This window comes from Pseudomonas sp. ICMP 460, assembly GCF_002723595.1.
Classification (GTDB): Bacteria; Pseudomonadota; Gammaproteobacteria; order Pseudomonadales; family Pseudomonadaceae; genus Aquipseudomonas; species Aquipseudomonas kitaguniensis.
In genome coordinates, this window is the sequence record NZ_LKBR01000057.1 from 1 (window position 1) to 26,088 (window position 26,088).

Sequence of the window (26,088 nt, forward strand, 5' to 3'; positions counted from 1 at the left end):
GCCCCGCTCCCACAGTTGACTGCATTCTCTGTTGAAAAAATCAGTCTCAACCAAACTGCCGGCCAGGATTCACAACTGCGGGTTATCTTCCGGCGGCTTGGTTTTGTCCACACCCGGCACGTGCAAGTTACCGTCAACCACTTGGTTACCTTCCAACTGCGGTTGCGTCACCCACGTGAGGATGTCGTAGTAACGCCGGATGTTAGCCACAAAATGCACCGGCTCACCGCCACGCGCATAGCCGTAGCGGGTCTTGCTGTACCACTGCTTCTGCGACAGGCGCGGGAGCATCTTTTTCACGTCCAGCCACTTGTTCGGGTTCAGGCCTTCCTTTTTCGCCAGGATTCGCGCGTCGTCCAGGTGGCCGGTGCCGACGTTATAGGCGGCGAGGGCGAACCAGGTGCGGTCCGGCTCGGCGATCTTGTCGTCCAGCTCATCCTTGATCTTGGCCAGGTACTTGGCGCCGCCCATGATGCTTTGCCTGGCATCCAGGCGGTTGGACACGCCCATTGCCTGGGCCGTGTTCTGGGTCAGCATCATCAGGCCGCGCACGCCGGTCTTGGAGGTGACGGCCGGTTGCCACAGCGATTCCTGATAGCCGATGGCTGCGAGCAAGCGCCAATCGACCTTTTCTTCCTTGGCATACGCGCGAAAGTGCTTTTCGTACTTGGGCAGGCGCTGCTGCAAGTGCTGCGCGAAGGTGTAGGCGCCGACGTAGCCAAGTACGTCGACATGCCCGTAATAGCGGTCTTTAAGGCGTTGCAAGGTGCCGTTTTTTTCGACCTTGTCGAGGTAGCTGTTGATCTCGTTGAGCAAGCTGTTGTCATCGCCTGCCGCCACGGCCCAGCTCTGGTTGCTGGCATTGCCGAGGTCGAACGCCACGCGCACGTTGGGGAAGTACACCTGGTTCATCGCGACTTCATTGGAGTCCACCAGCGTCAGGTCGATTTGCCCCTCGTCGACCATGCGCAGCAAGTCGACCACCTCAACGGCGTCGGACTCTTCGTATTCAATCGCAGGGTTCTGCTTTTTCAGCGCGGCCAATTGCTCGGCGTGGGTGCTGCCTTTAAGCACCATGATCTTCTTGCCCACCAAGTCCGCCGCACTGGTGGGGCGGGACTGGCCATTGCGGTAGATGATCTGCGGGGTCACTTCGAGGTAAGGATGCGAGAAACGCACCTGTTGTTCGCGTTGCTCGCTGCTGACCAGGCCGGCGGCGGCGAGTACCGGGCCCTTGGGCTTGCCCAACTGGCCGAACAGGTCATCGAGGTTGTCGGCGGTCTCGATCTCCAGCTTCACCCCCAGGTCGTCGGCAAAACGCTTGACCAGTTCGTATTCGAAACCGGTTTCACCGTTGCGGTCCTGGAAATAAGTCGCCGGGCTGTTCCGGGTAATCACCCGCAATACGCCATCCTCCTTGATTCGCTCGAGCGTGCTGGGTTTATCAACACAGGCGCTGAGCATCAGGAAGAGTCCGGTTGCGATGAGCCATTTAGCGCATCGCGGGCGCAAAGCAGTAGGGGAGAACATCTGCGCAGTATACGCAAACGACCCACGGCGCCATATCTCGACAGCACGGGACTTGTCTGCTAGCACCCGTAAAACCGGGCTGAAGCCCGCAGAAACGTGGGCTGGCGAAGGTTTGTGACGGTTAAAATAACTGCACGCAACGCCCGCGATACTGCCCTGATACCGTGCAAACCTTGCCAACTGACGTTCGGCAACGGCCAGCGGTGCCGTTTCGGGTGCCGTTGGCGCAGGTTTACGCTAGAATGCACGGCCTCAAAGCACACCCCTTCCCGAGGCTGTCCCGAAGATGTTGATCCTGCGCGGCGCTCCTGCCCTTTCTGCCTTTCGCCACAGCAAACTCCTTGAACAACTGAGCCAAAAGGTTCCAGCGGTTACAGGCCTGTATGCTGAATTTGCTCACTTCGCCGACGTTACCGGCGTGTTGACCGCCGACGAACAGCAAGTGCTCGCACGCCTTCTGAAGTACGGTCCCAGCGTTCCTGTTCAAGAGCCTGATGGCCGCTTGTTCCTGGTGCTGCCACGGTTCGGCACCATCTCGCCCTGGTCGAGCAAGGCCAGCGACATCGCCCGCAACTGCGGCCTGGAAAAAATCCAGCGCCTGGAACGCGGTATTGCCTTCTATGTAGCAGGGCAGTTCAGCGATGCCGAGGCCGAGCTGATCGCCAGCAGCCTGCACGACCGCATGACCCAGATCATCGTCAGCCAGCTGGAACAGGCTGCTGGCCTGTTCAGCCACGCCGCGCCCAAGCCGCTGACCGCGATTGACGTGCTCGGCGGTGGCCGCGCCGCCCTCGAGAAGGCCAACACCGAGCTGGGCCTGGCCCTGGCCGAAGACGAAATCGACTACCTGGTCGACGCCTTCAACGGTTTGAAACGCAACCCGCACGACATTGAACTGATGATGTTCGCGCAGGCCAACTCCGAGCACTGCCGCCACAAGATCTTCAACGCCAGTTGGGACATCGACGGTCAGAGCCAGGAAAAAAGCCTGTTCGGCATGATCAAGAACACCTACGTGATGCACAGCGAAGGTGTTCTGTCGGCTTATAAAGACAACGCCTCGGTGATCGTCGGCAGTGTTGCCGGGCGTTTCTTCCCGGACCCTGAAACCCGCCAGTACGGCGCGGTGCAGGAACCGGTGCACATCCTGATGAAGGTTGAAACCCACAACCACCCGACCGCGATTGCCCCGTTCCCTGGCGCAGCCACCGGTTCCGGCGGCGAAATTCGCGACGAAGGTGCAACCGGGCGTGGCGCCAAGCCAAAGGCGGGCCTCACCGGTTTTACCGTGTCCAACCTGCAGATTCCGGGCTTCGAACAGCCGTGGGAAGTGCCTTACGGCAAGCCCGAGCGCATCGTTACCGCGCTCGACATCATGATCGAAGGCCCACTGGGCGGCGCCGCGTTCAACAACGAATTCGGGCGCCCGGCGCTGACCGGTTACTTCCGTACCTTCGAGCAGTCCATCACTACACCGCGTGGCGATGAAGTGCGCGGCTACCACAAGCCGATCATGTTGGCCGGCGGCATGGGCAACATCCGTGAAGAACACGTACAGAAAGCCGAGATTCTGGTCGGCTCCAAGCTGATCGTGCTCGGTGGCCCGGCGATGTTGATCGGCCTCGGCGGCGGCGCAGCGTCCTCCATGGCCACCGGCACCAGCTCGGCTGACCTGGACTTTGCTTCCGTACAACGCGAAAACCCGGAAATGGAACGCCGCTGCCAGGAAGTCATCGACCGTTGCTGGCAGTTGGGTGACAAGAACCCGATCAGCTTCATCCACGACGTCGGCGCCGGCGGTTTGTCCAACGCCTTCCCGGAGCTGGTCAACGATGGCGAGCGCGGTGGCCGTTTCGAACTGCGCAATATTCCAAACGACGAGCCGGGCATGGCCCCGCACGAAATCTGGAGCAACGAATCCCAGGAACGTTACGTGCTGGCCGTTGGCCCTGAAGACTTCGCGCGCTTCCAGGCCATCTGCGAACGCGAGCGCTGCCCGTTTGCCGTGGTCGGCGAAGCCACTGCCGAGCCGCAACTGACGGTTACCGACAGCCACTTCGGCAACAACCCGGTCGACATGCCGCTTGAAGTGCTGCTGGGCAAAGCCCCGCGCATGCACCGTTCAGCCGTGCGTGAAGCCGAGTTGGGCGATGACTTCGACCCAAGTTCGCTGGAACTGGCCGACAGCATCGAACGCGTTCTGCACCACCCCGCCGTGGCGAGCAAAAGCTTCCTGATCACCATCGGCGACCGCACCATCACCGGCCTGGTTGCGCGTGACCAAATGGTTGGCCCGTGGCAGGTGCCGGTGGCTGACGTTGCCGTCACCGCCACCAGCTTCGACGTGTACACCGGTGAAGCCATGGCCATGGGCGAGCGCACACCGCTGGCGCTGCTGGACGCCCCGGCGTCGGGCCGTATGGCGATTGGTGAAACCCTCACCAACATCGCAGCCTCGCGTATCGGCAAGCTGTCCGACATTAAACTGTCGGCCAACTGGATGTCCGCTGCCGGCCACCCCGGTGAAGACGCGCGCCTGTATGACACTGTGAAAGCAGTCGGCATGGAGCTGTGCCCGGAGCTGGGTATCACCATTCCGGTGGGCAAGGACTCGATGTCCATGGCCACCCGTTGGAACGAAGACGGCACCGACAAGAGCGTTACTTCGCCGCTGTCGCTGATCGTCACCGGTTTTGCACCGGTCACCGACATCCGCCAGACCCTGACCCCGCAATTGCGCATGGACAAGGGCACCACCGACCTGATCCTGATCGACCTCGGCCGTGGCCAGAACCGCATGGGCGCCTCGATCCTCGCGCAAACCCACGGCAAGCTCGGCAAACACGCGCCGGACGTGGATGACGCCGAAGACCTCAAAGCCTTCTTCGCCGTGATCCAGGGCCTGAATGCCGACGGCCACCTGCTGGCTTACCACGACCGCTCCGACGGTGGTTTGCTGACCAGCGTGGTAGAGATGGCCTTCGCTGGCCACTGCGGCCTGAACATCGTGCTCGACAGCGTTGCCGAGGATGCGTTTGAAATTAACGGCATCCTGTTCAACGAAGAGTTGGGCGCAGTGATTCAGGTGCGCCAGGACGCAACCCCGGACGTGCTCGCGCAATTCAGCGCCGCTGGCCTGGATGACTGCGTGGCGGTGATCGGCCAGCCGATCAACAACGGCGAAATTAATATCTCCTTCAATGGCGATACCGTGTTCGCCGGCCAGCGCCGTTTGCTGCAACGCCAATGGGCTGAAACCAGCTACCAGATCCAGCGTCTGCGCGACAACGTTGAGTGCGCCGAGCAGGAATTCGACGCGATCCTGGAAGAAGACAACCCGGGCCTGAGCACCACGCTCAGCTTCGACGTCAACCAGGACATCGCCGCGCCTTACATCAAAAAAGGCATTCGCCCACAAGTGGCCGTACTGCGTGAGCAGGGCGTTAACGGCCAGGTGGAAATGGCGGCCGCGTTCGACCGCGCCGGCTTCAATGCGATTGACGTGCACATGAGCGACATCCTCGCCGGTCGCGTTGACCTCAACGAATTCAAAGGCCTTGTCGCCTGCGGTGGTTTCTCCTACGGCGACGTGTTGGGTGCCGGTGAAGGCTGGGCCAAGTCGGCCCTGTTCAACAGCCGCGCCCGCGATGCGTTCCAGGGCTTCTTCGAGCGTAACGACAGCTTCACCCTGGGCGTGTGCAACGGTTGCCAGATGATGTCCAACCTCAGCGAACTGATCCCGGGCAGCGAGTTCTGGCCGCACTTTGTGCGTAACCGTTCCGAGCAGTTCGAAGCCCGTGTCGCCATGGTGCAAGTGCAGGAGTCCAACTCGATCTTCCTGCAAGGCATGGCCGGTTCGCGCATGCCAATCGCCATCGCCCACGGTGAAGGCCATGCCGAGTTCGAAAACGAAGAAGCCTTGCTCGAAGCCGACCTGTCCGGCTGCGTGGCCATGCGTTTCGTCGACAACCACGGCAAGGTCACCGAAACCTACCCGGCCAACCCGAACGGCTCGCCGCGCGGTATCACCGGCCTCACCAGCCGCGACGGTCGTGTGACCATCATGATGCCGCACCCGGAGCGTGTATTCCGCGCCGTGCAAAACTCGTGGCGCCCGGAAGAGTGGGACGAAGACGGCGCCTGGATGCGCATGTTCCGCAACGCTCGCGTGTGGGTGAACTAAGGCGGTGTACAAGCTTGCCTTCTTTGTGCCCACAAGCCATGTGGAGACGGTGAAAACCGCCGTCTTCGCAGCGGGTGGCGGGCGCATCGGCGACTACGACAGCTGCGCCTGGCAAGTGCTGGGCCAAGGCCAGTTTCGCGCTTTGGACGGCAGCCAGCCGTTTATCGGGCACGTCGGCCAGGTTGAAGTGGTTGAAGAATGGAAGGTGGAACTGGTGGTGGCGGATGAGTTGATTGTGGCCGTCGTGGCTGCGCTCAAGCTAAGCCATCCCTACGAGACACCGGCGTATGAGGTGTGGCAACTGGCGGATTTTTGATCCGACGGCTGTGAAACGAGAAACCCGCTGGGCCATCACGGACAGCGGGTTTTTTGTGCCTGAAAAACAGAAACCTCCTACAGAGGCTTTGTCGCCAGCGACGGTAGTGTGCCGCTCGGGTGCTTCGAGACAACGTATCCGCATCAGTGGCCGCGTGGATGTCTCGGGCTTGGACCCAGTCTAGAAGGTGTTCCTACATGAAGAAGAACCAGTGGATCGCAGGCAGTGCTCTGGCGGCTATGTTGATGGGTGCCGGAGCCGCTTGGGCGGTTAAGCCCGAGGCCAAGGGCAACGTCCAGTTTTACGATTCCGGGCGTTTTGACCTGCCATTTTCGGATGGCGTACGTGTAGGCAACGTGTTCTACACCGCCGGGGAAATCGGCGACGCTCACGGTTCCGACAAAGTAGTGCCAGGCGGTATCGTGCCGGAATCGCGCCAGGCGTTGGAAAACATTAAAACCACGCTCAAGGCCAACGGCTATGCGCTGACCGATGTCGTCAAGTGCACGGTTTTCATGGAAGATATCAAGGACTGGCCAGCCTTCAACGAAGTCTACAAAGAGTATTTCAAAAAGCCTTACCCGGCGCGTAGTGCGTTTGGCGGCACCCAGTTGGCCTGGAGCGCCAAGATGGAAATTGAGTGCATTGCGGCCAAGTGATGCGTTCGGATTGATTCGCTGGTTGTGAAACCGGAAACCCGCTGGGCCAATGTGGTCAGCGGGTTTTTTGTTGGCTGTCAGGGCCTCATCGGGAGCAAGCCCCCTCCCACATTGGCGTGATGTAGTACAGACAACCCGGTCAACTGTGGGAGGGGGCTTGCTCCCGATGAGGTCTCGGATATTTCTTACAAGCCTTTCAGGTTGTCCCTCGGAACTGGCGTCACTATTCTTCGCCAGTCGCTGCCAACGCAGCGATCGGGACTGCAAGCCCGCCGATAGTTTGTTAGTGCTCAACAGCACACCTATAATCGAGCCGCTTTAATAAAGCGGTTATTGAATTATGGTGGCTGTGCGCGGGAGACCTTAGGGTCTACCGGGGTCCTGGCAACTCGGTCTTGCAGGCCCGTGCACAGCTGCCACCCATCAACTGCAAGTGATGCCGGTAGCTCCCATTTTGGCTAGGAGTTTTACCATGATCAAAGACAGTCCAAATCCCCCGTCCGATTCCCCCCAACCCACTGACCAGCTCTTCAGCTTACTACCCGATCTCGACAACGAAACCTTACTGGCCAATGCCTCTCAAGACATAGCGTCAGCGTCGGCGCTTGCAGCCCATCTCGCATTTGAAGTCGACACACCACAACGTGATGTGGCCTTGGGTATTTGCCGCATGCTGGAAGGCACCCAGCTGATGGTAGATCGTGTGCTGGACACTCACGAACTTCCCACCGCCAAGTAATGATCGTAATGATCGTTCCCATGCTCCGCGTGGGCATACATCCCGTGACGCTCCGCGTCACCGCTGAACGCAGAGCGTCCAGGGCGGCATTCCCACGCAGAGCGTGGGAACGATCAAGTAACGATCATGTGAAGTTAATCGGGTTGACGATGATGTTTTTATAAACTACTGTATGAATGTACAGTTAATGTGCACATGGCCAGGACGGCCATGTTTCATTCTTGACCCGAATAACCGGGTCTTATGATTAAGAGAGGGAACTCATGTCTTATCCAGAAAGCAAACTCACTGGCCTCACCGGCTTTGCCAAAGCCGCTAAAGTTACCGGCGGCTGGTCCGGCCCGGTTGTCAGTATCACCACCCTTGATCAACTCAAAGCCAATATCGGTGATGCCACACCGCGCGTGTTGGTGATCAACAGCAATATCTCAACCTCCAGCCTGACCAAAGTTTCCCTGGGCTCGAACAAAACCCTGGTCGGTTCTTTTCAGAACCGCACGCTCAACAACATTCATTTTCGTGCGACCTCCGCTTCGCAAAACATTATTTTTCAAAACATCATCTTCCAGCATTCCGCGAGCATCAAAGACAACGATGACATCCAGCTGTACCTCAACTACGGCAGCAAGTACTGGATCGACCATTGCTCCTTTGTAGGCCATAGCTGGTCCGCCAACGATGGCAGCCTCGACAAGCTGCTGTACATCGGCGACAAGGCTGACTATACGACCATCAGCAACTGCTTCTTTGGCAGCCACAAGTACGGTTTGATCCTTGGTCACCCGACCGATGACAACAACACCGCTTTTAATGGTTTCCCACGTCTGACGATTTGCCATAACCGCTTTGAAAATATGGAAGTGCGTGCACCGGGGTTGATGCGTTATGGCTACTTCCATGTCTATAACAACTACATCAACAAGTTCCACCTCGGTTTTACGCTGGCGCAAAACGCCAACATTCTTTCCGAGAGCAATCACTTCGGTGAGGGCAGTGAAAATAAAGGCATGTTGGATGACAAAGGCAACGGCACATTTACCGACATTGGCAGTGTGCCTGCGATCACTAATCAGAAGTCGCCAAAAGCGCAGTGGACGGCTTCTTCCAACTACACTTACGCCTTGAAAACCGCCGCACAAGCGAAGGACTTTACGGTGAAAAATGCGGGGGCGCAGTCGGCGAACCTGGTGTTTGGCGGGTAAAGCGAGGTGGAGCCAGGCGCCTGAGTTATTGGGCGTCTGTTGAACCCATCGCGAGCAAGTCGAATCGTCGCACCGCCGCTCCCACATTTGAATGTATTCACAAATCAAAATGTGGGAGCGGCGGTGCGACGATTCGACTTGCTCGCGATTGGGCCATAACAGCCACTACACCTCTAAACCCTGCCACCCACCAACCGCGCCAACGCCTCACCCAACCCAGAAGCATTGTCACCCACCAGCAGGTGTAAAACACCGCTGTCCAGTCGACTGACGCCTTGGCAACCAAGCGCAGTGAGCTGATCGTGCGACACCACCGATTCATCCCCCAACTCTACGCGCAACCGGGTCATCGCCACCGCTTGCAACTGGCGCACATTGGCTCGACCGCCCAAGGCACTCAGCCATTCTTCGGCCTCCTGCTCATTCACCGCAATCGGCGTATCCACCGCTGCGACCGCTACAGGCACCGTCGCCACAAAGGCTGGCATCGCCAAGCGAATCTCATCGGCGATGCTGTCCGCCATTGGCCCGACCACTACCTGCAAGCTCCCGCCATTGCCCGGCCGAACCACCGCCATGGCGCCGAGTGCTTTCAGTTCGGAGTCGACCACCTTGTTGCGGTCGCGCATGTCCAAGCGCAAGCGCGTGGTACATGCGCCCACACTCAGCAGGTTGTCCGCGCCGCCCAGCGCACGGATGTACGCGCTGGCGCGTTGGTTGTCGCTCATCGCTTCGGCCTGCACCACCGGAATATCTTCACGGCCTGGCGTCTTCAGGTTGAAGCGGCGAATGCAGTAGTTGAACACGCTGTAGTAGATCACCGCGTAAGCCAGCCCGACCGGGAACACCAGCCAACCATTGGTGGACTTGCCCCAGCCCAACACCATGTCGATAAACCCGCCGGAGAAGGTAAAGCCCAAGTGGATATTCAGCAGGTTGGTCACCGCCATCGACAGGCCGGTGAGCAGCGCGTGGACCAGATATAAAAACGGTGCGAGGAACATGAACGCAAATTCAATCGGCTCGGTCACGCCGGTCAAAAACGAGGTCAGCGCCATCGACAGGAAAATCCCGCCCATCACTTTGCGCCGCTCCGGCAATGCGTTGCGGTACATCGCCAGGCACGCGGCAGGCAGGCCGAACAGCATCACCGGGAACATGCCGGTCATGAACTGGCCGCCCTTAGGGTCGCCAGCGAAGTAGCGGGTCAGGTCGCCGGTGACGACGGCGCCGGTCACCGGGTCGGTGAAGCTGCCGAACACAAACCACGCCATGTTGTTGAGGATATGGTGCAGGCCGGTGACGATCAGCAGGCGGTTGAACACGCCGAAAACGAACGCGCCGAAGCTGCCGCTTTCCATCAGCAACACGCCGAAGCTGTTGATACCTTGCTGAATCGGCGGCCAGATCAGGCCGAATATCACCCCTAAGCCCACCGCACTGAAGCCGGTGACAATCGGCACAAACCGCCGCCCGCCAAAGAAGGCGAGGTACTCCGGCAGCTTGATGTCCTTGAAGCGGTTGTACAGCCCGCCCGCCATCAAACCGCTGGCGATACCGGCGAGCATGCCCATGTTGATGCTGGTGTCCATCACCTTGAGCGTGGAGACCATCACCAGGTAACCGATGGCACCGGCCAGGCCCGCCGTGCCGTTATTGTCGCGGGCAAAACCCACGGCGATGCCGATGGCGAAGATCAGCGCCAGGTTGGCGAAGATAGCCTGCCCGGCGTCGTGCATCACGGCGATGTTCAACAGGTCGGTGTCGCCCAGGCGCAGCAAGAGGCCGGCGATGGGCAAGATTGCGATCGGCAGCATCAGCGCGCGGCCGAGGCGTTGCAAGCCTTCGATAAAATGTTCGTATATGGCGTGTCTCCCTTTTTCTTGTTGTTGTCAGCTCAGCGGCCAGTGGTGGTGACAGGCTTGGCGAACGGCTTTGGCGCTGCTCAGGTCGAGCAGGCCGTGGCTCAATTGCCGGCATTGCGCCGCGTCCAGGTGGCGGACGCGGTGTTTGATTTCGCCGATTTGCGGCGGGCTGACCGACAGCTCGCGCACGCCCAGGCCAACCAGCACCGGGGTGGCCAGCGGGTCGGAGGCGAGGGCGCCGCAGACACCCACCCAACGGCCATGTTTGGCTGCGCCCAGGCAGGTTTGCGCGATCAGTCGCAACAGCGCCGGGTGCAAGGCATCGACCCGCGCGGCCAGGCCTGCGTGGTCGCGGTCCATGGCCAGGGTGTACTGGGACAGGTCATTGGTGCCGATCGACAAAAAGTCTGCGTGCTCAGCCAATTGCTCGGCCATCAGCGCCGCGGCGGGCACTTCGATCATCACGCCCAGTTGCGGGCGTTGGGTCAGTTCCAGCTCTGCGCACAATTCATCCAGACGCTGGCGGATCTGCAGCAGTTCGTCGACTTCGCTGACCATCGGCAACAGGATGCGGCAGCGTTCAAGCGGGCGCACCTGCAGCAGCGCGCGCAGTTGTTGGTCGAGCACATCCGGGCGCACTTGGGCCAGGCGAATGCCGCGCAGGCCCAGTACCGGGTTGGCTTCGACCGGCAGCGGCAGGTAGTCGAGTTGTTTGTCGCCGCCCACATCAATGGTGCGGATGATCACCGACCTCTCGCCCATCGCATCCAGCACGGCTTGATAGGCTTGGCGCTGCTCCTGTTCATCCGGCGCGGTGCGGCGGTCGACAAAAAGAAACTCGGTGCGCAACAGGCCGACGCCATCCGCGCCGTTTTCAAACGCCGCCTCGGCTTCGGCACTGGAGGCGACATTGGCGGCGACTTCGATGCGCACCCCATCGCGGGTTTGCGCCGGTTGTTGGGCGTGGGCCTGTTGCTGTTGGCGACGCAGCGTTTGCGCCTCGCGAAGCTGGTGGACTTCGGCGTGGCGCGCCTCGCTGGGCGCAAGTTCCAGGCGCCCGTTGGCAGCATCCAGCACCACGCGTTGGCCGTGTGGCACATCCAGCAGTTCGGCGCCCAGCGCGACCACGCAGGGCAAGCCTTTGCCGCGCGCGAGGATGGCGACGTGGGACGTCGCGCCGCCTTCGGCCATGCAGATGCCGGCTGCGTTTTGCGCACTCAGTTGCAGCAGGTCCGAGGGGGTCAGTTCATGCGCGCTGACGATTGCGCCGGCAGGCAGTTCGACGTGCCAGGCTTCACCCAGCAGCGCACGTAATACACGCTGTTGCAGGTCGCGCAGGTCATTGGCACGTTCGGCAAACAGCGGCTTGCCCAATGCCAGCAACACCGCGCACTGCGCCTGTATCGCATCGCGCCAGGCGTGGGTGGCGGCGCTGCCGTGTTCGATGGCGGCGGTGGCTGCTTGCAGTAACGCTGGGTCTTCGAGCAGGGCCAGGTGCGCCGCGAATATCTCCTCCTCCTCGACCTGCTTGCGCTGCCGGGCATGGTTCAGCGTGGTGCGGATTTCGTCGCGCACTTGCTCAAGCGCAGTGTGCAGTTGTTGCAATTGCTCAGCGGCGGCGTGGTTGCCAGTGTCTTGCGCCAACTCGATGCCGGTAAGGCGAAACAGCGGCCCGCAGACCAGCCCCGGCGCCGCACACACACCCTGCAATACACCGACTTCGGTATTGACCCGACGTACGGCGACCACAACCGGTGCGTGGTGTTCTTCTTTGATAACCACCGACAGCGCGGCGACCAACGCCTGCAATGCGGCTTCGGCGTCCTGGCCGCGACAGCTGACGCGCACCTCATCGCCTTCGCCAATGCCCAGCCCCATCAGGCCGATCAAACTCTCGCACGCCGCCGACTTACCGGCGAAATGCAGCTGCGCCTGGCTGCTGAAACCTTGCGCGGTCTTGCGGATTAACGCGGCGGGGCGCGCATGCAGGCCGCCACGGTGAGTAATGCGCACGCTCGCGCTGACTTCCGCGACCGAGTTATCCACAGCCGTCTGCGTTGTGCTGGCTGAGCGCGCCACAATCTGCAACAACGGCTCGCCAACCTTCACGGTTTTGCCGGCAATCGGGCGCAGTTCAAAGTCATCGCCATTGGTCAGAATGATCAGGCTGACCAGGCTTTTGCACTGGCGCGCAACGCGGTCCAGATCAAACTGCACCAGCGCCTGCCCGGTGCGCACCCGCGCACCTTCCTGCACCAGCAGGGTAAACCCTTCGCCATTCAGTTCCACCGTGTCGATGCCCACATGCAGCAACACTTCGGCGCCGTTTTCGGCGCGAATGCTCAGCGCATGCGCGGTGCGCGCAACCTGCATGATCAACCCGTCACACGGCGCGTGCAGGCAGCCATTCAGCGGGTCGATGCCGATGCCGTCGCCCAGCGTGCCGCTGGCGAACACTTCATCGGGAACATTGCGCAGGCTCAGCACCGGCCCGTTTAAGGGGGCGCAGAGGGTCAGTTGATTATTGTTGTTGGACATGGGCACGGTACTCATCAGGAAAACGCTGCAAACCACTCAGTGAGTGCGGGTAACTTTGCTTAAGTGACGCGGCTGGTCCGGGTCCATGCCCCGTGCGACCGCCAGGCCTGCGGCCATCACGTAAAAACTCTGGATCGCCAGGATCGGGTCCAGGCTTGGGTGTTGGGCGCGGCTCAGGGTCAGGTCGCGCTCGGCAATGTCGTCTGGCGCCGCCAGCAACACGCGGGCGCCGCGCAGGCGCATGTCGGCGGCCAGGCTCAACAGGCCAGCTTGTTCGGCGCCGCGTGGAGCGAACACCAGCAGCGGGTAGTTTTCGTCGATCAGCGCCATTGGCCCGTGGCGTACCTCGGCGCTGCTGAAGGCTTCGGCCTGGATCGCCGAGGTTTCCTTGAGCTTGAGCGCCGCTTCCTGGGCGATGGCAAAACCGGCGCCACGGCCGATCACCATCAATTGCTGGCAGCCGCGCAGTGCCTCAATGGCCTTGCTCCAGTCTTGCTTGGCGGCTGCGCGCAACTCATCGGGCAGGGCGCGGCAGGCCTGCAACACATCCGCTTCCTGGTTCCAGTGGCCGATCAACTGCGCGCTGGCGCTGAGGGTGGCGATAAAACTTTTGGTCGCGGCCACGCTGAGTTCCGGCCCGGCGCACAGCGGCACGTGGTATTCGCAGGCGGCTTGCAGTGGCGAGTCTTCGGCGTTGACCAGTGAAATACTCAAGGCGCCGCGTTTGCGCAGCAGGCGCAAGCTGTCGACCAGGTCCGGGCTTTGCCCTGACTGGGAGAATCCGAACGCCACCTGGCCGCTGACCTTCAACGGCGCTTGCAACAGGGTCACTACCGACATCGGCAACGATGCCACCGGAATGCCCACGTGTTGCATGGCCAAGTAGGCGAAGTAGCTGGCGGCATGGTCGGAGCTGCCGCGCGCGATGGTCACGGCCACCTGCGGCGGCTGGTGGCGCAGGCGAGCGGCCACGGCTTCCAGCAGCGGGTCGAGGCTTTGCAGTTGCGCGGCCACGGCGTCACCGGAGGCCAGTGCCTCCTCAAGCATTTTTGAAGTCAATGGTTTCTCCTTCGACCATTACGTCGGTGAGGTGCAGGGAGCGGTCCATGCGCACGCAGTCGGCAAAGCTGCCGGGTTGCAGGCGCCCGCGTTCTGGCAGGCCCAGGTAGTCCGCAGGGAATTGCGACAGGCGTTGTGAGGCTTCGCTGATCGGCAGGCCGATTTTCACCAGGTTGCGCAGCGCCTGGTCCATGGTCAGGGTGCTGCCGGCCAAAGTACCGTCGGCCAGGCGCACGCCGCCCAGGCATTTGGTCACCGTGTGGCTGCCCAGCTTGTATTCGCCATCGGGCATGCCGGCGGCGGCGGTGGAGTCGGTCACGCAGTACAGGCAAGGGATCGAGCGCAGCGCCACGCGCATGGCGCCGGGGTGCACGTGGAGTAAATCCGGGATCAGTTCTGCGTACGTGGCGTGGGCCAGGGCGGCGCCGACAATGCCGGGTTCGCGGTGGTGCAGCGGGCTCATGGCGTTGTACAAATGCGTGAAACTGGTGGCGCCGGCGGCGAGGGCGGCGACGCCTTCTTCGTAGCTGCCCAAGGTGTGGCCGATTTGCATGCGCACGCCGCGTTGGCTGAGCGTGCGGATCAGCGCGTCGTGGCCGGCGATTTCCGGGGCGATGGTGATCACCCGGATCGGCGCCAGGCGCAGGTAGTCTTCGACTTCGGCGAGCAACGCGGTGTGCGCGAAGTTGGGTTGTGCGCCGAGTTTTCCGGGGTTGATGTACGGCCCTTCAAGGTGCACACCGAGTACACGGGCGCTGGCTGCCGGGCGTTGCTCGCAGAAGCTGCCGAGTTCGCCGAGCACGCGGGAAATCTCGTCGACCGGCGCGGTCATGGTCGTGGCCAGCAGCGAGGTCGTACCAAAACGCACATGGGTGCGGGTGATGGTTTCGAAGGCGCTAGCGCCCTCCATGATGTCTTTGCCGCCACCGCCGTGTACGTGCAGGTCGATAAAGCCTGGCAGCAGGTACGGCAGGTCATTGTCAGCCGGGTCGCACGGCGTGCCTTCGGTGGCGACCACTTTGCCGTGTGCGTGCACTAGGCGGCCGCGAATCCAGCCTTGGGGCGTGAGGATATTGTCTTCAGACATGGGGCAGTTCTCTAAGTCTCGCAATGGGCGGCAACGGCCTGTTGGCGCGGCGTTCTAACGTCGAAGCTCTGCGACAAAGTCGTAGTAGTCGTTGCGGCAGTAGGTGTCGGTGATTTCAATCGGCGTGTTGTCGGCGGTGTAGCCGACCCGGGTCATCAGCAGCATGGCGGTGCCGGGGGCGATGCCCACCAGCGTGGCGAACTCATCCGAGGCATTGATCGCCTGAATATGTTGCAGGGCGCGCACGATGGGCTTGCCGATGCCGTCGAGGTATTCGTAAAGCGAATTGCCGATGGCCTGCGGGTGCGGCAGCACCGAGGCGGGCATCGCGGTCATTTCAATCGCCATCACCGTGTCGTCGGCTTTACGCAGGCGTTTAAGCCGCGCGACTTTATCGGTGGGCGACAGCGCGAGGCGTATCAGCTCTTCATGGGTCGGCTGGGTGATGTCGCGCTCCAGCCACTGTGAGCTGGGCACAAACCCCTTGAGCCGGAGCATTTCGCTGAACCCCGAGAGGCGTGACAGCGGTTGTTCCAGGCGTGGCGTGATGAACGTGCCGGAGCCTTGGCTGCGGCGGATCAGGCCTTGCGCAAACAACACTTCCAGCGCTTTGCGGGCGGTGACCCGCGAGAGGCTCAACTGCTCGCTGAGGACGCGCTCGGACGGCAATGCCTGCTCGGATTTCCACTGGCCAGCATGGATCGCAGCTTCGAGGTTGCGCGCCAATTGCAGGTACAGCGGCGTCGATTGTTTGTCGTCGGGGCGCAGCGCCAATATGGGGTTCATCATTAAGGTTTCCGACGCGGTTATTAGAGTGTTGTCGCCCGGTAATGGCTGGAAACTAATACCACTTAAATACCATGTCAATGCTGCCAAAACGGTGCTGGCAATGGTTTATAGGCGCTTTATGGGTGCGTGGTGGCAAGTGGTATTAGAGAGGTCTTTGGCGCGCGCACAAGTGCGCCGCCCGCGCAGTGAACTGGTATTCACCGGCAGGCAGTCGTGAGGGCGGAAAATATTTTTGAAATTTATTACCGGTGGTCAGCGATCAAGGCCGAATCTCGATCATCGTGCCGTCCTTGACCAGGTTCCACACTTCGCGCATGTCCACGTTGCGCATGCCGATGCAGCCGTCGGTCCAGTCCAGCGTATGGAACCACTGCTCCGGGTATTCCTCGGTGTCGGGGGTGCCGTGAATCATGATCATGCTGCCCGGTTTCACACCCTCGCGGCGCGCGCGGGCGGCGTCACTGATGTTCGGGTAAGAGATGTGCATGGCGAGGTTGTAGCGGTCGCTGTTTTTACGCCAGTCGATCCAGTAAAAGCCTTCCGGCGTGCGGCGGTCGCCTTCAAACAGCTTGGCGCCCTTGGGGTTTTTGCCCAACGAAATGCGATAGGTCTTGAGCGGCTTGCCGTCGTTGATCAGTTGCAACTGGTGGGCAGACTTGAGCACCAGAATTTTCTCGACAGGTTTGCCGCCGATGGTTTCCACCGAGGAGGCCGACGACAGGGTAGCGAACGACAAGCAGATAAGAGCGAGCAACCAACGCATTAAAACGTTTTCCCTTTTAAAAGGTGCGGCCTGGAGTTGTTATTTGGCCGACCGCGTCATCGGCGGCACCGACTCGCTGCGCACCGGGAACACTTGTTGCCGACGGTCAGCGAAAAAGCATTCTAAGGTACGCCCGACCGTGCGGAAAGCCAGCTCGGACCAAGGGATGGAAGCTTCATCGAACAGTTGCACTTCAAGGCTTTCGGGGCCTGCGGCAAAGTCCAGGTCGACCAGTTCGGCGCGGTAGAAAATATGCACCTGGCTGATGTGCGGCACATTGATCAAGGTGTACAGGCTCAGGTTGCGCACGCGGGCGCAGGCTTCTTCCTGGGTTTCGCGTTCGGCGGCCTGTTCCACGGTCTCGCCGTTCTCCATGAAGCCTGCGGGCAGGGTCCAATAACCCAGGCGCGGCTCGATGGCGCGGCGGCACAGCAGCACTTTATCGCCCCACACCGGCAGCGTACCGGCAACGATATTGGGGTTCTGATAGTGAATGGTCGAGCAGTGGTCACACACAAAGCGCAGGCGCGAGTCGCCTTCGGGAATGCGTTGGGTCACCGGTTTACCGCACTGGCTGCAGAAGTTCATGCTGGGGTTCCTGAAGAGTGGGCACATCTTGGCTTGGTGCCAGGCTTTACTGCAAGTTGTGGTTTAACGACAGGCAGCGGGTTTTGGGGTTGGGCGCCCGCACGCTTTGGTGCATGATGCAAGGTAGCCAACAGACCGAGATGACTCATGCTGGACGAGCTCCTTCGCCGGGTAAGCAACCATACCCCGCACACTCTCGAAACCGACGGGCGCTTCCCCGAGGCTGCCGTGTTGGTGCCGATTACCCGCAGTGATGAACCTGAGCTGATCCTGACCCTGCGCGCCAGCGGCCTGTCGACCCACGGCGGCGAAGTGGCGTTCCCTGGCGGGCGCCGCGACCCTGAAGACCCCGACCTGATCTTTACCGCGCTGCGTGAGGCGCAGGAAGAAATCGGCCTGCCGCCGGGGCTGGTGGAAGTGATCGGCCCGTTAAGCCCACTGATTTCATTGCATGGCATTCGTGTCACGCCGTTTGTCGGCGTCATCCCGGACTACGTCGAATACCTGGCCAACGACGCCGAAATCGCCGCGGTGTTCAGCGTGCCGCTGGAGTTTTTTCGCCAGGACCCGCGTGAACACACCCACCGCATCGATTACCAGGGCCGCAGTTGGTACGTGCCCAGCTATCGCTTCGGCGAATATAAAATTTGGGGCCTGACGGCGATCATGATTGTCGAGCTGATCAACCTGCTGTATGACGACGCTCACATCAGCCTGCACCAACCGCCCAAGAGCTTCATCACTACCTGAGCCATCGTTTGAATGGCGCGCCGTGAGGAAACACCATGAAATACCGCTTGGGCGACGCCCGCGTAGAGACTCATCCACACAGCTGGGTGGCCCCGAATGCCACGCTGGTGGGCAAGGTCAAGCTTGAGGAGGGCGCCAACGTGTGGTTCAACGCGGTATTGCGTGGCGATAACGAACTGATCCTGATCGGCAAAAACAGCAACGTGCAGGATGGCAGCGTGATGCACACCGACATGGGCTACCCGCTGACGCTGGGCACCGGCGTGACGATTGGGCATAACGCCATGCTGCATGGCTGCACCGTCGACGACTACAGCTTGATCGGTATCAACGCGGTAATCCTCAATGGCGCAAAGATCGGCAAGCACTGCATCATCGGCGCCAATTCGCTGATCGGGGAGGGCAAGGAAATTCCCGACGGTTCTTTGGTGATGGGCTCGCCGGGCAAAGTTGTGCGTGAGCTGACCGAAGCGCAAAAACGCATGCTCGAAGCCAGCGCTGCGCACTATGTACACAACGCGCAGCGCTATGCGCGTGACCTGGTTGAGCAGGAACAATGAACCCGACCGAACGCCCCGTCGCCTCGCCGTGCGTGAGCATTTGCGCGCTGGATGATGACGATATTTGTACGGGCTGCCAGCGTAGCGTGGAGGAGATTACGCGCTGGAGCCGCATGGACAATGCCGAGCGCCGCGTGGTGCTGGGGTTGTGCCATGAGCGGGCGTTGGCGAGCGGCTTGGTGTGGATGATGCCGGGTAAATCCGGCGCCTGACAGACCGCTCCTGTGGGAGGGGGCTTGCTCCCGATGAGGCCCCTGAAGACGACATATTCAGAAATGTGAAGTACCCTAGCCGGCTTGTTCACAGGTCCCGTTCGCCATGCTCTTCCTGATCGCTTACATCAGCAGCGTCGTGCTGATCAACTTCGCTTTTTCCACCGCCCCGCACCTGGATGTCATCTGGTCCGCGTGGGGCGGCCTGGTGTTTATCTTGCGCGACATGGTGCAAACGCGCTTCGGCCATGGCGCGATCATCGCCATGCTGGCCGCGCTGGCGCTGTCGTACATCACCTCCGACCCGTCCATCGCGCTGGCCAGCGCCACCGCGTTCGGGGTGTCGGAGTGCATCGATTGGCTGGTGTTCAGCATCACCAAGCGCCCGCTGCATGACCGCCTGTGGATAAGTTCGGCGCTGAGCATTCCTATCGATACCTTTATCTTTTTCGGCCTGATCGGCGCGCTGACGCCGGCGGTGGCAGGCACTGCATTGGTGTCCAAGTTCGCCGGCGTGACGGTGGTGTGGCTGATCATGGCCTGGCGTATCCGCCAGCGCACTGTCGCCAACTAAGGCCAATTTTTACAGTTCATGTAAAATGCCGGCCTTTCTCCCCATGATCCGCTCCCCTGAGGACCTGAGATGACCCGAATCGGAACTCCATTGTCGCCAACCGCGACCCGCGTTTTGCTGTGTGGCTGCGGTGAGCTGGGCAAGGAAGTGGTAATCGAACTGCAACGCCTGGGCGTTGAAGTGATTGCCGTGGATCGCTACGCCAACGCACCGGCCATGCAGGTTGCGCACCGCAGCCATGTGATCAACATGCTCGACGGCGCCGCCTTGCGTGCGGTGATCGAAGCGGAAAAACCGCACTTCATCGTGCCGGAAATCGAAGCCATCGCCACCGCCACGCTGGTTGAACTGGAAGCCGAAGGCTTCACCGTGATCCCGACCGCGCGCGCCACCTCGCTGACCATGAACCGTGAAGGCATCCGTCGCCTGGCCGCTGAAGAGCTGGACTTGCCGACCTCGCCGTACCACTTCGCCGACACCTTCGAAGACTACAGCAAGGCCGTGCAAGACCTCGGCTTCCCGTGCGTGGTCAAGCCGGTGATGAGTTCGTCGGGCAAGGGCCAGAGCCTGTTGCGCAGCACTGACCACGTGCAAAAAGCCTGGGAGTACGCTCAGGAAGGCGGCCGTGCCGGTAAAGGCCGCGTGATCATCGAAGGCTTCATCGACTTCGATTACGAAATCACCCTGCTGACCGTGCGTCACATCGGCGGCACCACCTTCTGCGCACCTGTCGGCCACCGTCAGGAGAAGGGCGACTATCAGGAATCCTGGCAGCCGCAAGCCATGAGCCCGATTGCCTTGGCGGAATCCGAGCGGGTTGCCAAAGCAGTCACCGAGGCACTCGGTGGCCGTGGCCTGTTTGGCGTAGAGCTGTTTATCAAGGGCGATCAAGTGTGGTTCAGCGAAGTCTCGCCGCGCCCGCATGACACCGGTTTGGTGACCTTGATTTCGCAGGACCTGTCGCAGTTTGCCTTGCACGCCCGGGCCATTCTGGGCCTGCCGATTCCATTGATTCGTCAGTTCGGGCCTTCGGCGTCGGCGGTGATTTTGGTGGAAGGGCAGTCGACTCAGACTGCATTCGCCAACCTCGGCGCGGCGTTGAGCGAGCCGGACACGGCGTTGCGTCTGTTTGGCAAGCCGGAGGTGAACGGCCAGCGCCGCATGGGTGTGGCGTTGGCACGGGATGAGTCGATTGAAGCGGCGCGGGCCAAGGCTACGCGTGCTTCGAAGGCTGTTGTGGTAGAGCTCTAGAGCCGCGTCGAGTCCATCGCGAGCAAGCCCGCTCCCACATTTTGAACTGTGAATACATTTCAAATGTGGGAGCGGGCTTGCTCCCGATAGCGGTCTATCAGGCCACCTTGTTCAAATCATTATCGCGCGTCTCTTTCAGGCACAGCACAGCGATCAAGCTGAGCAGCGCCGCCGCCGACACATACCCGCCCACATAACTCAGCCCACCCATCGCCACCAGCTTGGTCGCGAAGAACGGTGCGGCCGACGCCCCGACAATCCCACCCAGGTTATACGCCGCCGACGCGCCGGTATAACGCACACGGGTCGGGAACAGTTCCGGCAACATTGCGCCCATCGGTGCGAAGGTTATGCCCATCAGGAACAGCTCCAATGCCAGGAACAACGCCACGGCCCACGTCGAGCCATGCGTCAGCAGCGGCTCCATGGTGAACCCCGACAAAATCGCCAGCACCGCGCCGACGATCAGCACCGGCTTGCGCCCGTAGCGGTCACTGGCCAAGGCCGCCAGCGGTGTCGCCAGGCCCATGAACAACACGGCGAAACACAACAGCCCAAGGAAGGCCTCGCGGCTGTAACCCAGCGTCGAAACGCCGTAGCTCAGGGAAAACGCGGTGGTGATGTAGAACAGCGCATAGCACACCACCATCGACGCGGCGCCGAGTAACACCGGCAACCCGTGTTGGCTGAAGAGTTCCACCAGCGGCACTTTCACCGGCGCTTCGTTGGCCACGGCCTGGGTGAACACCGGGGTTTCATGCAGCTTCAGCCGTGCATACAGGCCGACCATCACCAGCGCGGCGCTGAGGATGAACGGGATACGCCAGCCCCAGCTGCGAAACTGCTCGTCGTTCAGGCTCATGGCCAATATCAGAAATAAGCCGTTGGCGGCCAAAAAGCCAATCGACGGGCCGAGTTGCGGGAACATGCCGAACCAGGCGCGCTTGCCTTTGGGCGCGTTCTCGGTCGCCAGCAACGCAGCGCCACCCCATTCCCCGCCAAGGCCCAAGCCCTGGCCGAAGCGCAGCACACACAAGAGGATCGGCGCCCAGGCGCCGATGCTGTCATAACCCGGCAGCAAGCCGATCAGCGTGGTGCACACGCCCATCAGCAGCAAGGATGCGACCAATGTGGATTTGCGCCCGATACGGTCGCCGAAGTGGCCGAACAGCGCCGAACCCAGCGGGCGGGCGATAAAGGCGATGCCGAAGGTCAGGAACGACGCGAGCATCTGCGCGGTGCCGGAGGTCTGCGGAAAGAACACGGGGCCGATCACCAGCGCTGCCGCGGTGGCATAGATGTAGAAGTCGTAAAATTCGATGGCGGTGCCGACGATGCTCGCGGTCGCAACCCGTGCGGTCGAGTTGAGCGGGGCGGCGGGCGCGGCCTCGTTATAGGTGCTGCTCATTGAGGTATCCCTGAAGGTCATTGCGCGTTTGGACGCGGATTATTATTGGTCGAGCACCCATGGGTCAGGGTTGTGCGCGGTGCGGCTCGGGATGGGAGCAAACACGCGGTGGGGCAGGGCCGGTAAGCCGCCCCGATTATAGGAAGGGGTGTGCGCATACAACAAGGGCAGCGTGGGAGGGAGCAAGCCCCCTCCCACATTGGACTGAGCAGTGCCAGGCAGGTCAGGCAGCCACCGGCACTCGGCTGGTGTGCCAGATCAGCACTTTGCTGACGCGGTTGTCCTCGGTCTCGAGGATTTCCAGACGGTAGCGGCCGATTTTCAGGCATACCGCGCAGTCCGGAATAGTCTCCAGCGCTTCGGTCACCAGGCCGTTAAGGGTTTTGGGGCCGTCACTCGGCAGGTGCCAGGCGAGGCTTTTATTCAGCTCGCGGATTGAGGCGGCGCCGTCGATGATGTAGCGGCCGTCGGGCTGCGCTTCAATATGCGGGTTGTCCGCACTCTGTTCGCTTTCAAATTCGCCGACGATTTCTTCAAGGATGTCTTCCAGCGTCACAATGCCCAGCACTTCGCCGTACTCGTCCACCACCATGCCCAGGCGGCGTTGCTGTTTGTGAAAATTCAGCAATTGCAACTGCAGCGGCGTGCTTTCCGGGACGAAGTAGGGTTCGTGGCAGGCGGCCAGCAGGGCTTCTTTGCTCAGCGTGGCATCGGGCAGCAGGTGTTGAATCTGCCGCGTATTCAGCACGGCCTGCACCTGGTTGATGTCGCTGTGGAACACCGGCAGACGGGTGCGCTGCGAGGTGCGCAGTTGCGCGATGATGTCCTCGATCGGGTCGTCCAGGTTGATGCCGTCGACTTCGCTGCGCGGCACCAGGATGTCGTTGACCGTGATGTTGTCCAGCGCATGGATGCCGGGCATGTCAGGCGTGCGGTCGTCGTCTGTGTCGGGCTGCGGTTCATCGTCATGCTCGGGCAACGGCTCGTCGCTCTTTTTCACCGTGCCGGATTTGCGCGCAAAGGGGCGCAGCAACAACAGGCTGATGCCATTGAGCAACCAGGCCAGTGGGTAGAGCATTTTCAACGGCACGCCCAACAGCGTGTTGCCAAAACCCAGCACCGCTTGTGGGTGGCGAGTGGCCAGAGCGCGCGGCAGGTAATCGGCCAGCACCAGCAGCACGGCGCATGAGATCAGCCAGCCTAGCCATGGGCCATTTTGCGCCCAGGCGTAAATCGCCAGCAGGGTGCACAGAATCACCACTGCAGCGCGACACAGGCTGTTGCACAGAATCAGGCTGTGCCGTGGGAAGTTCAGGCGGGCGGCGGCTTTGTCACCCTGGCGTGTACCGGGGCGCAGGGCCAGCAGGTGTTGTTGCGCGGCCTCGATGGCGGTAAACAGCGCCGCCCACAAAACCAGCAAAGCGATTACCGCGAGCATCGGCCCAAGGGGCAAGTTGTCCATGATTGCTGCCCGTCAGATATGCAGGATGTATTCGCGAACCAGCTTGCTGCCAAAATAGGCCAGCATCAGCAGGCAGAAACCGGCCAGGGTCCAACGTATCGCCTTGTGCCCACGCCAGCCGAGGCGGTTACGGCCCCACAGCAACACGCTGAACACTACCCAGGCCAGGCACGCCAGCAGGGTTTTGTGCACCAGGTGCTGGGCAAACAGGTTTTCGACGAACAGCCAGCCGGAAATCAGCGACAGCGACAGCAGCGTCCAGCCGGCCCAGAGGAAGCCGAACAGCAGGCTTTCCATGGTTTGCAGCGGCGGGAAGTTCTTGATCAGCCCGGACGGGTGCTTGTTTTTAAGCTGGTGGTCTTGCAGCAACAGCAGCAACGCCTGGAATACCGCGATGGTGAACATGCCGTAGGCGAGGATCGACAGCAATATATGCGCGAGGATGCCCGGCTCTTCATCGATCACCTGCACGGTGCCGGTCGGCGCAAATTGCGCCAGCAATACCGTCAGCATGCCCAGCGGAAACAGCAGCACCAGCAGGTTTTCGACGGGGATGCGGTAGCAGGCCAGCAGGGTCAGCGCGATCACGGCGGCGGCGATCAGGCTGGCGGCGCTGAAAAAATCCAGGCCCAGGCCGACCGGCGTCATCAGGTGGGTAAACAGGCTGGCGGCGTGAGCCAGCAGGGCGGCGACGCCAAGGCCCACCAACAGACGTTTATCCGCTTTGGTGCCTTGGGCCAGACGAGTGCCCTGATAGAGAGTCGCAGCGGCATACACAATGGCGGCGGCGAGGCTGGGTAGCAAACTGGGTGACAAGGGGAGCATAAATCCTGATAGACAAGCCCGAAAGGCGCTGAGTTTGGCACACACCAACGCTGCACGAAAGACTCCCGGGCCAGACAGCGGGTGTGCACAGGCGCAGTCTTCGCTATAATCCGCGACCTGCCCACGCCGCAGGCTCGCCGAGCGCTGTTTTTAACAGCGATTTACCACAGCCTCGGCCGCCATTACCTCGGTCTACCGATGCACTTCGATGAATAGGGCCTGAAAGGATCGCGCATGTTTGAAAACCTGACTGACCGTCTCTCGCAGACGCTGCGCCACGTAACCGGCAAGGCCAAGCTGACCGAGGACAATATTAAAGACACCCTGCGTGAAGTGCGCATGGCGTTGCTGGAAGCCGACGTGGCGTTGCCTGTGGTCAAGGACTTCGTCAACTCGGTCAAAGAGCGTGCGGTCGGCACCGAAGTGTCGCGCAGCCTGACCCCGGGCCAGGCCTTTGTGAAGATCGTGCAGGCCGAACTCGAAAGCCTGATGGGCGCGGCCAACGAAGATTTGAACCTCAGCGCCGTGCCACCTGCCGTCGTGCTGATGGCCGGTCTGCAAGGTGCGGGTAAAACCACCACCGCCGGCAAACTGGCGCGCTTCCTTAAAGAGCGCAAAAAGAAAACCGTGATGGTGGTGTCGGCTGACGTTTACCGTCCGGCGGCGATCAAGCAGTTGGAAATGCTCGCCAGCGAAGTCGGCGTGACCTTCTTCCCGTCCGACCTGAGCCAAAAGCCGGTCGACATCGCCACCGCTGCGATTAAAGAAGCCAAGCTCAAGTTCATCGACGTGGTTATCGTCGATACCGCCGGTCGCCTGCACATCGACGAAGAGATGATGGGCGAGATCAAGGCGCTGCATGCCGCGATCAACCCGGTCGAGACGCTGTTTGTGGTCGACGCGATGACCGGCCAGGATGCGGCCAACACCGCCAAGGCCTTCGGCGACGCACTGCCGCTGACCGGCGTTATCCTCACCAAGGTCGACGGCGATGCCCGTGGCGGTGCCGCGCTGTCGGTGCGGGCTATCACTGGCAAGCCGATCAAGTTCATCGGTATGGGCGAGAAGAGCGAAGCGCTCGAACCGTTCCACCCTGAGCGTATCGCCTCGCGTATTCTCGGCATGGGCGACGTGCTCAGCCTGATCGAGCAGGCTGAAGCCACGCTCGACAAGGACAAAGCCGACAAACTGGCTAAAAAGCTCAAGAAGGGCAAAGGCTTCGACCTCGAAGACTTCCGTGACCAGCTGCAACAAATGAAGAACATGGGCGGCCTCGGCGGCCTGATGGACAAGCTGCCGAACATCGGCGGTGTGAACCTGGCGCAAATGGGCAATGCCCAGGGCGCGGCAGAGAAGCAGTTCAAGCAGATGGAAGCCATCATTAACTCCATGACACCGGCCGAGCGCCGTGACCCTGAGCTGATCAGTGGTTCGCGCAAACGTCGCATCGCCATGGGCTCCGGTACTCAGGTGCAGGACATCGGTCGCTTGATCAAGCAGCACAAGCAGATGCAGAAAATGATGAAGAAATTCTCCGCAAAAGGCGGAATGGCCAAAATGATGCGCGGCATGGGCGGTATGTTGCCCGGCGGCGGCATGCCGAAAATGTAAAGAATTCGAGCGGGAGCCCAGCTCCTGCTCCGACCCACAAGGATGTGGGATCTCCAGCAAACCCGCAGTTAGCGGGAGCTGACCAGCCGTTTTAACCGACGGCTCTATAGCAGATCT

22 protein-coding genes are annotated in these 26,088 nt (G+C 61.1%); 11 read left to right on the top strand and 11 right to left on the bottom strand.

The genetic code is table 11. The features are described from left to right. Window positions 1–69 precede the first annotated feature (69 nt). Window positions 70–1,530, bottom strand: coding sequence for a membrane-bound lytic murein transglycosylase MltF (gene mltF / locus AO240_RS23840; RefSeq protein WP_058414827.1), 1,461 nt, complete (start codon window positions 1,528–1,530; stop codon window positions 70–72). 286 nt (window positions 1,531–1,816) lie between these two features. Here mltF and purL point away from each other — a divergent pair, with 286 nt between their 5' ends. From purL to AO240_RS23865, 5 genes are all read left to right on the top strand, one after another. Further along, the gene (gene purL / locus AO240_RS23845; RefSeq protein ID WP_099239779.1) at window positions 1,817–5,713 is read left to right on the top strand and encodes a phosphoribosylformylglycinamidine synthase; all 3,897 of its coding nucleotides are present in this window, start codon (window positions 1,817–1,819) and stop codon (window positions 5,711–5,713) included. 4 nt (window positions 5,714–5,717) lie between these two features. After that, the gene (locus AO240_RS23850) at window positions 5,718–6,029 is read left to right on the top strand and encodes an NGG1p interacting factor NIF3 (protein ID WP_099239781.1); all 312 of its coding nucleotides are present in this window, start codon (window positions 5,718–5,720) and stop codon (window positions 6,027–6,029) included. A gap of 197 nt (window positions 6,030–6,226) precedes the next feature. Further along, window positions 6,227–6,688: a Rid family hydrolase gene (locus tag AO240_RS23855; protein WP_218244400.1), complete on the top strand. Its 462-nt coding sequence runs from the start codon at window positions 6,227–6,229 to the stop codon at window positions 6,686–6,688. Window positions 6,689–7,160: 472 nt separating this feature from the next. Continuing rightward, window positions 7,161–7,427, top strand: a complete 267-nt coding sequence (locus AO240_RS23860) for a DUF6124 family protein (RefSeq protein WP_099239783.1) — start codon at window positions 7,161–7,163, stop codon at window positions 7,425–7,427. A 263-nt stretch (window positions 7,428–7,690) separates the two neighbouring features. Then, entirely contained in the window at window positions 7,691–8,629 is a 939-nt protein-coding gene (locus AO240_RS23865) for a pectate lyase (protein ID WP_099239785.1), read from the top strand. 173 nt (window positions 8,630–8,802) lie between these two features. Here the strand turns inward: AO240_RS23865 and nagE are convergent, their stop codons facing one another. The 7 genes from nagE to AO240_RS23900 all read right to left on the bottom strand — a co-directional run bounded on the left by nagE (window position 8,803) and on the right by AO240_RS23900 (window position 17,318). Then, the gene (gene nagE / locus AO240_RS23870) at window positions 8,803–10,446 is read right to left on the bottom strand and encodes an N-acetylglucosamine-specific PTS transporter subunit IIBC (RefSeq protein ID WP_371918673.1); all 1,644 of its coding nucleotides are present in this window, start codon (window positions 10,444–10,446) and stop codon (window positions 8,803–8,805) included. 75 nt (window positions 10,447–10,521) lie between these two features. After that, complete coding sequence (gene ptsP / locus AO240_RS23875; RefSeq protein ID WP_099239789.1) at window positions 10,522–13,032, bottom strand: phosphoenolpyruvate--protein phosphotransferase; 2,511 nt, start codon at window positions 13,030–13,032, stop codon at window positions 10,522–10,524. Between the two features lie 36 nt (window positions 13,033–13,068). Then, window positions 13,069–14,091 (bottom strand): SIS domain-containing protein, encoded by a 1,023-nt coding sequence (locus tag AO240_RS23880; RefSeq protein ID WP_099239791.1) that lies wholly within the window; start codon window positions 14,089–14,091, stop codon window positions 13,069–13,071. Then, the gene (nagA, locus tag AO240_RS23885) at window positions 14,072–15,178 is read right to left on the bottom strand and encodes an N-acetylglucosamine-6-phosphate deacetylase (RefSeq protein ID WP_099239793.1); all 1,107 of its coding nucleotides are present in this window, start codon (window positions 15,176–15,178) and stop codon (window positions 14,072–14,074) included. Before nagA ends, AO240_RS23880 begins: the two co-directional genes overlap by 20 nt. A 54-nt stretch (window positions 15,179–15,232) precedes the next feature. After that, complete coding sequence (locus AO240_RS23890; protein WP_058414929.1) at window positions 15,233–15,964, bottom strand: GntR family transcriptional regulator; 732 nt, start codon at window positions 15,962–15,964, stop codon at window positions 15,233–15,235. A 262-nt stretch (window positions 15,965–16,226) separates the two neighbouring features. After that, window positions 16,227–16,730 carry a murein L,D-transpeptidase family protein gene (locus AO240_RS23895; RefSeq protein WP_099239795.1) on the bottom strand — a complete coding sequence of 168 codons (504 nt, stop codon included), beginning with the start codon at window positions 16,728–16,730 and terminating at the stop codon, window positions 16,227–16,229. Between the two features lie 39 nt (window positions 16,731–16,769). Then, window positions 16,770–17,318, bottom strand: coding sequence for an NUDIX hydrolase (locus tag AO240_RS23900; RefSeq protein WP_099239797.1), 549 nt, complete (start codon window positions 17,316–17,318; stop codon window positions 16,770–16,772). A 147-nt stretch (window positions 17,319–17,465) separates the two neighbouring features. Here AO240_RS23900 and AO240_RS23905 point away from each other — a divergent pair, with 147 nt between their 5' ends. From AO240_RS23905 to purT, 5 genes are all read left to right on the top strand, one after another. Continuing rightward, the gene (locus AO240_RS23905) at window positions 17,466–18,068 is read left to right on the top strand and encodes a CoA pyrophosphatase (protein ID WP_058414817.1); all 603 of its coding nucleotides are present in this window, start codon (window positions 17,466–17,468) and stop codon (window positions 18,066–18,068) included. A gap of 35 nt (window positions 18,069–18,103) precedes the next feature. Then, window positions 18,104–18,628 carry a gamma carbonic anhydrase family protein gene (locus AO240_RS23910; protein ID WP_099239799.1) on the top strand — a complete coding sequence of 175 codons (525 nt, stop codon included), beginning with the start codon at window positions 18,104–18,106 and terminating at the stop codon, window positions 18,626–18,628. Then, window positions 18,625–18,840 (top strand): DUF1289 domain-containing protein, encoded by a 216-nt coding sequence (locus AO240_RS23915; RefSeq protein WP_058414815.1) that lies wholly within the window; start codon window positions 18,625–18,627, stop codon window positions 18,838–18,840. Before AO240_RS23910 ends, AO240_RS23915 begins: the two co-directional genes overlap by 4 nt. A 106-nt stretch (window positions 18,841–18,946) precedes the next feature. Next, window positions 18,947–19,414: a VUT family protein gene (locus AO240_RS23920; RefSeq protein WP_099239801.1), complete on the top strand. Its 468-nt coding sequence runs from the start codon at window positions 18,947–18,949 to the stop codon at window positions 19,412–19,414. A gap of 69 nt (window positions 19,415–19,483) precedes the next feature. Next, on the top strand, window positions 19,484–20,665 hold the full coding sequence (purT, locus tag AO240_RS23925; RefSeq protein WP_099239803.1) for a formate-dependent phosphoribosylglycinamide formyltransferase: 1,182 nt from the start codon (window positions 19,484–19,486) through the stop codon (window positions 20,663–20,665). Window positions 20,666–20,762: 97 nt separating this feature from the next. Here purT and AO240_RS23930 read toward each other — a convergent pair whose 3' ends face one another. The 3 genes from AO240_RS23930 to AO240_RS23940 form a co-directional block, all read right to left on the bottom strand. After that, complete coding sequence (locus AO240_RS23930; RefSeq protein ID WP_099239805.1) at window positions 20,763–22,073, bottom strand: MFS transporter; 1,311 nt, start codon at window positions 22,071–22,073, stop codon at window positions 20,763–20,765. Window positions 22,074–22,296: 223 nt separating this feature from the next. Next, the gene (locus AO240_RS23935; protein WP_099239807.1) at window positions 22,297–23,535 is read right to left on the bottom strand and encodes a transporter associated domain-containing protein; all 1,239 of its coding nucleotides are present in this window, start codon (window positions 23,533–23,535) and stop codon (window positions 22,297–22,299) included. A gap of 12 nt (window positions 23,536–23,547) precedes the next feature. Then, window positions 23,548–24,360, bottom strand: a complete 813-nt coding sequence (locus AO240_RS23940; RefSeq protein ID WP_099239809.1) for an inner membrane protein YpjD — start codon at window positions 24,358–24,360, stop codon at window positions 23,548–23,550. A 234-nt stretch (window positions 24,361–24,594) separates the two neighbouring features. Between AO240_RS23940 and ffh the strand changes: the two genes are divergently transcribed. Then, window positions 24,595–25,971, top strand: a complete 1,377-nt coding sequence (gene ffh / locus AO240_RS23945; protein WP_058414809.1) for a signal recognition particle protein — start codon at window positions 24,595–24,597, stop codon at window positions 25,969–25,971. The last annotated feature ends 117 nt before the right edge of the window (window positions 25,972–26,088 follow it).

Bases quoted from the DNA above. Each gene is read 5' to 3' on its own strand.
- AO240_RS23915 (WP_058414815.1), top strand. From the start codon at position 18,625: ATGAACCCGACCGAACGCCCCGTCGCCTCGCCGTGCGTGAGCATTTGC.
- AO240_RS23905 (WP_058414817.1), top strand. From the start codon at position 17,466: ATGCTGGACGAGCTCCTTCGCCGGGTAAGCAACCATACCCCGCACACT.
- AO240_RS23910 (WP_099239799.1), top strand. From the start codon at position 18,104: ATGAAATACCGCTTGGGCGACGCCCGCGTAGAGACTCATCCACACAGC.
- AO240_RS23930 (WP_099239805.1), bottom strand. From the start codon at position 22,073: ATGAGCAGCACCTATAACGAGGCCGCGCCCGCCGCCCCGCTCAACTCG.
- AO240_RS23895 (WP_099239795.1), bottom strand. From the start codon at position 16,730: ATGCGTTGGTTGCTCGCTCTTATCTGCTTGTCGTTCGCTACCCTGTCG.
- ffh (WP_058414809.1), top strand. From the start codon at position 24,595: ATGTTTGAAAACCTGACTGACCGTCTCTCGCAGACGCTGCGCCACGTA.
- ptsP (WP_099239789.1), bottom strand. From the start codon at position 13,032: ATGTCCAACAACAATAATCAACTGACCCTCTGCGCCCCCTTAAACGGG.
- AO240_RS23935 (WP_099239807.1), bottom strand. From the start codon at position 23,535: ATGGACAACTTGCCCCTTGGGCCGATGCTCGCGGTAATCGCTTTGCTG.
- mltF (WP_058414827.1), bottom strand. From the start codon at position 1,530: ATGTTCTCCCCTACTGCTTTGCGCCCGCGATGCGCTAAATGGCTCATC.
- AO240_RS23890 (WP_058414929.1), bottom strand. From the start codon at position 15,964: ATGAACCCCATATTGGCGCTGCGCCCCGACGACAAACAATCGACGCCG.
- AO240_RS23860 (WP_099239783.1), top strand. From the start codon at position 7,161: ATGATCAAAGACAGTCCAAATCCCCCGTCCGATTCCCCCCAACCCACT.
- purT (WP_099239803.1), top strand. From the start codon at position 19,484: ATGACCCGAATCGGAACTCCATTGTCGCCAACCGCGACCCGCGTTTTG.
- AO240_RS23940 (WP_099239809.1), bottom strand. From the start codon at position 24,360: ATGCTCCCCTTGTCACCCAGTTTGCTACCCAGCCTCGCCGCCGCCATT.
- nagE (WP_371918673.1), bottom strand. From the start codon at position 10,446: ATGCTGCCGATCGCAATCTTGCCCATCGCCGGCCTCTTGCTGCGCCTG.
- AO240_RS23900 (WP_099239797.1), bottom strand. From the start codon at position 17,318: ATGAACTTCTGCAGCCAGTGCGGTAAACCGGTGACCCAACGCATTCCC.
- purL (WP_099239779.1), top strand. From the start codon at position 1,817: ATGTTGATCCTGCGCGGCGCTCCTGCCCTTTCTGCCTTTCGCCACAGC.
- AO240_RS23855 (WP_218244400.1), top strand. From the start codon at position 6,227: ATGAAGAAGAACCAGTGGATCGCAGGCAGTGCTCTGGCGGCTATGTTG.
- nagA (WP_099239793.1), bottom strand. From the start codon at position 15,178: ATGTCTGAAGACAATATCCTCACGCCCCAAGGCTGGATTCGCGGCCGC.
- AO240_RS23865 (WP_099239785.1), top strand. From the start codon at position 7,691: ATGTCTTATCCAGAAAGCAAACTCACTGGCCTCACCGGCTTTGCCAAA.
- AO240_RS23920 (WP_099239801.1), top strand. From the start codon at position 18,947: ATGCTCTTCCTGATCGCTTACATCAGCAGCGTCGTGCTGATCAACTTC.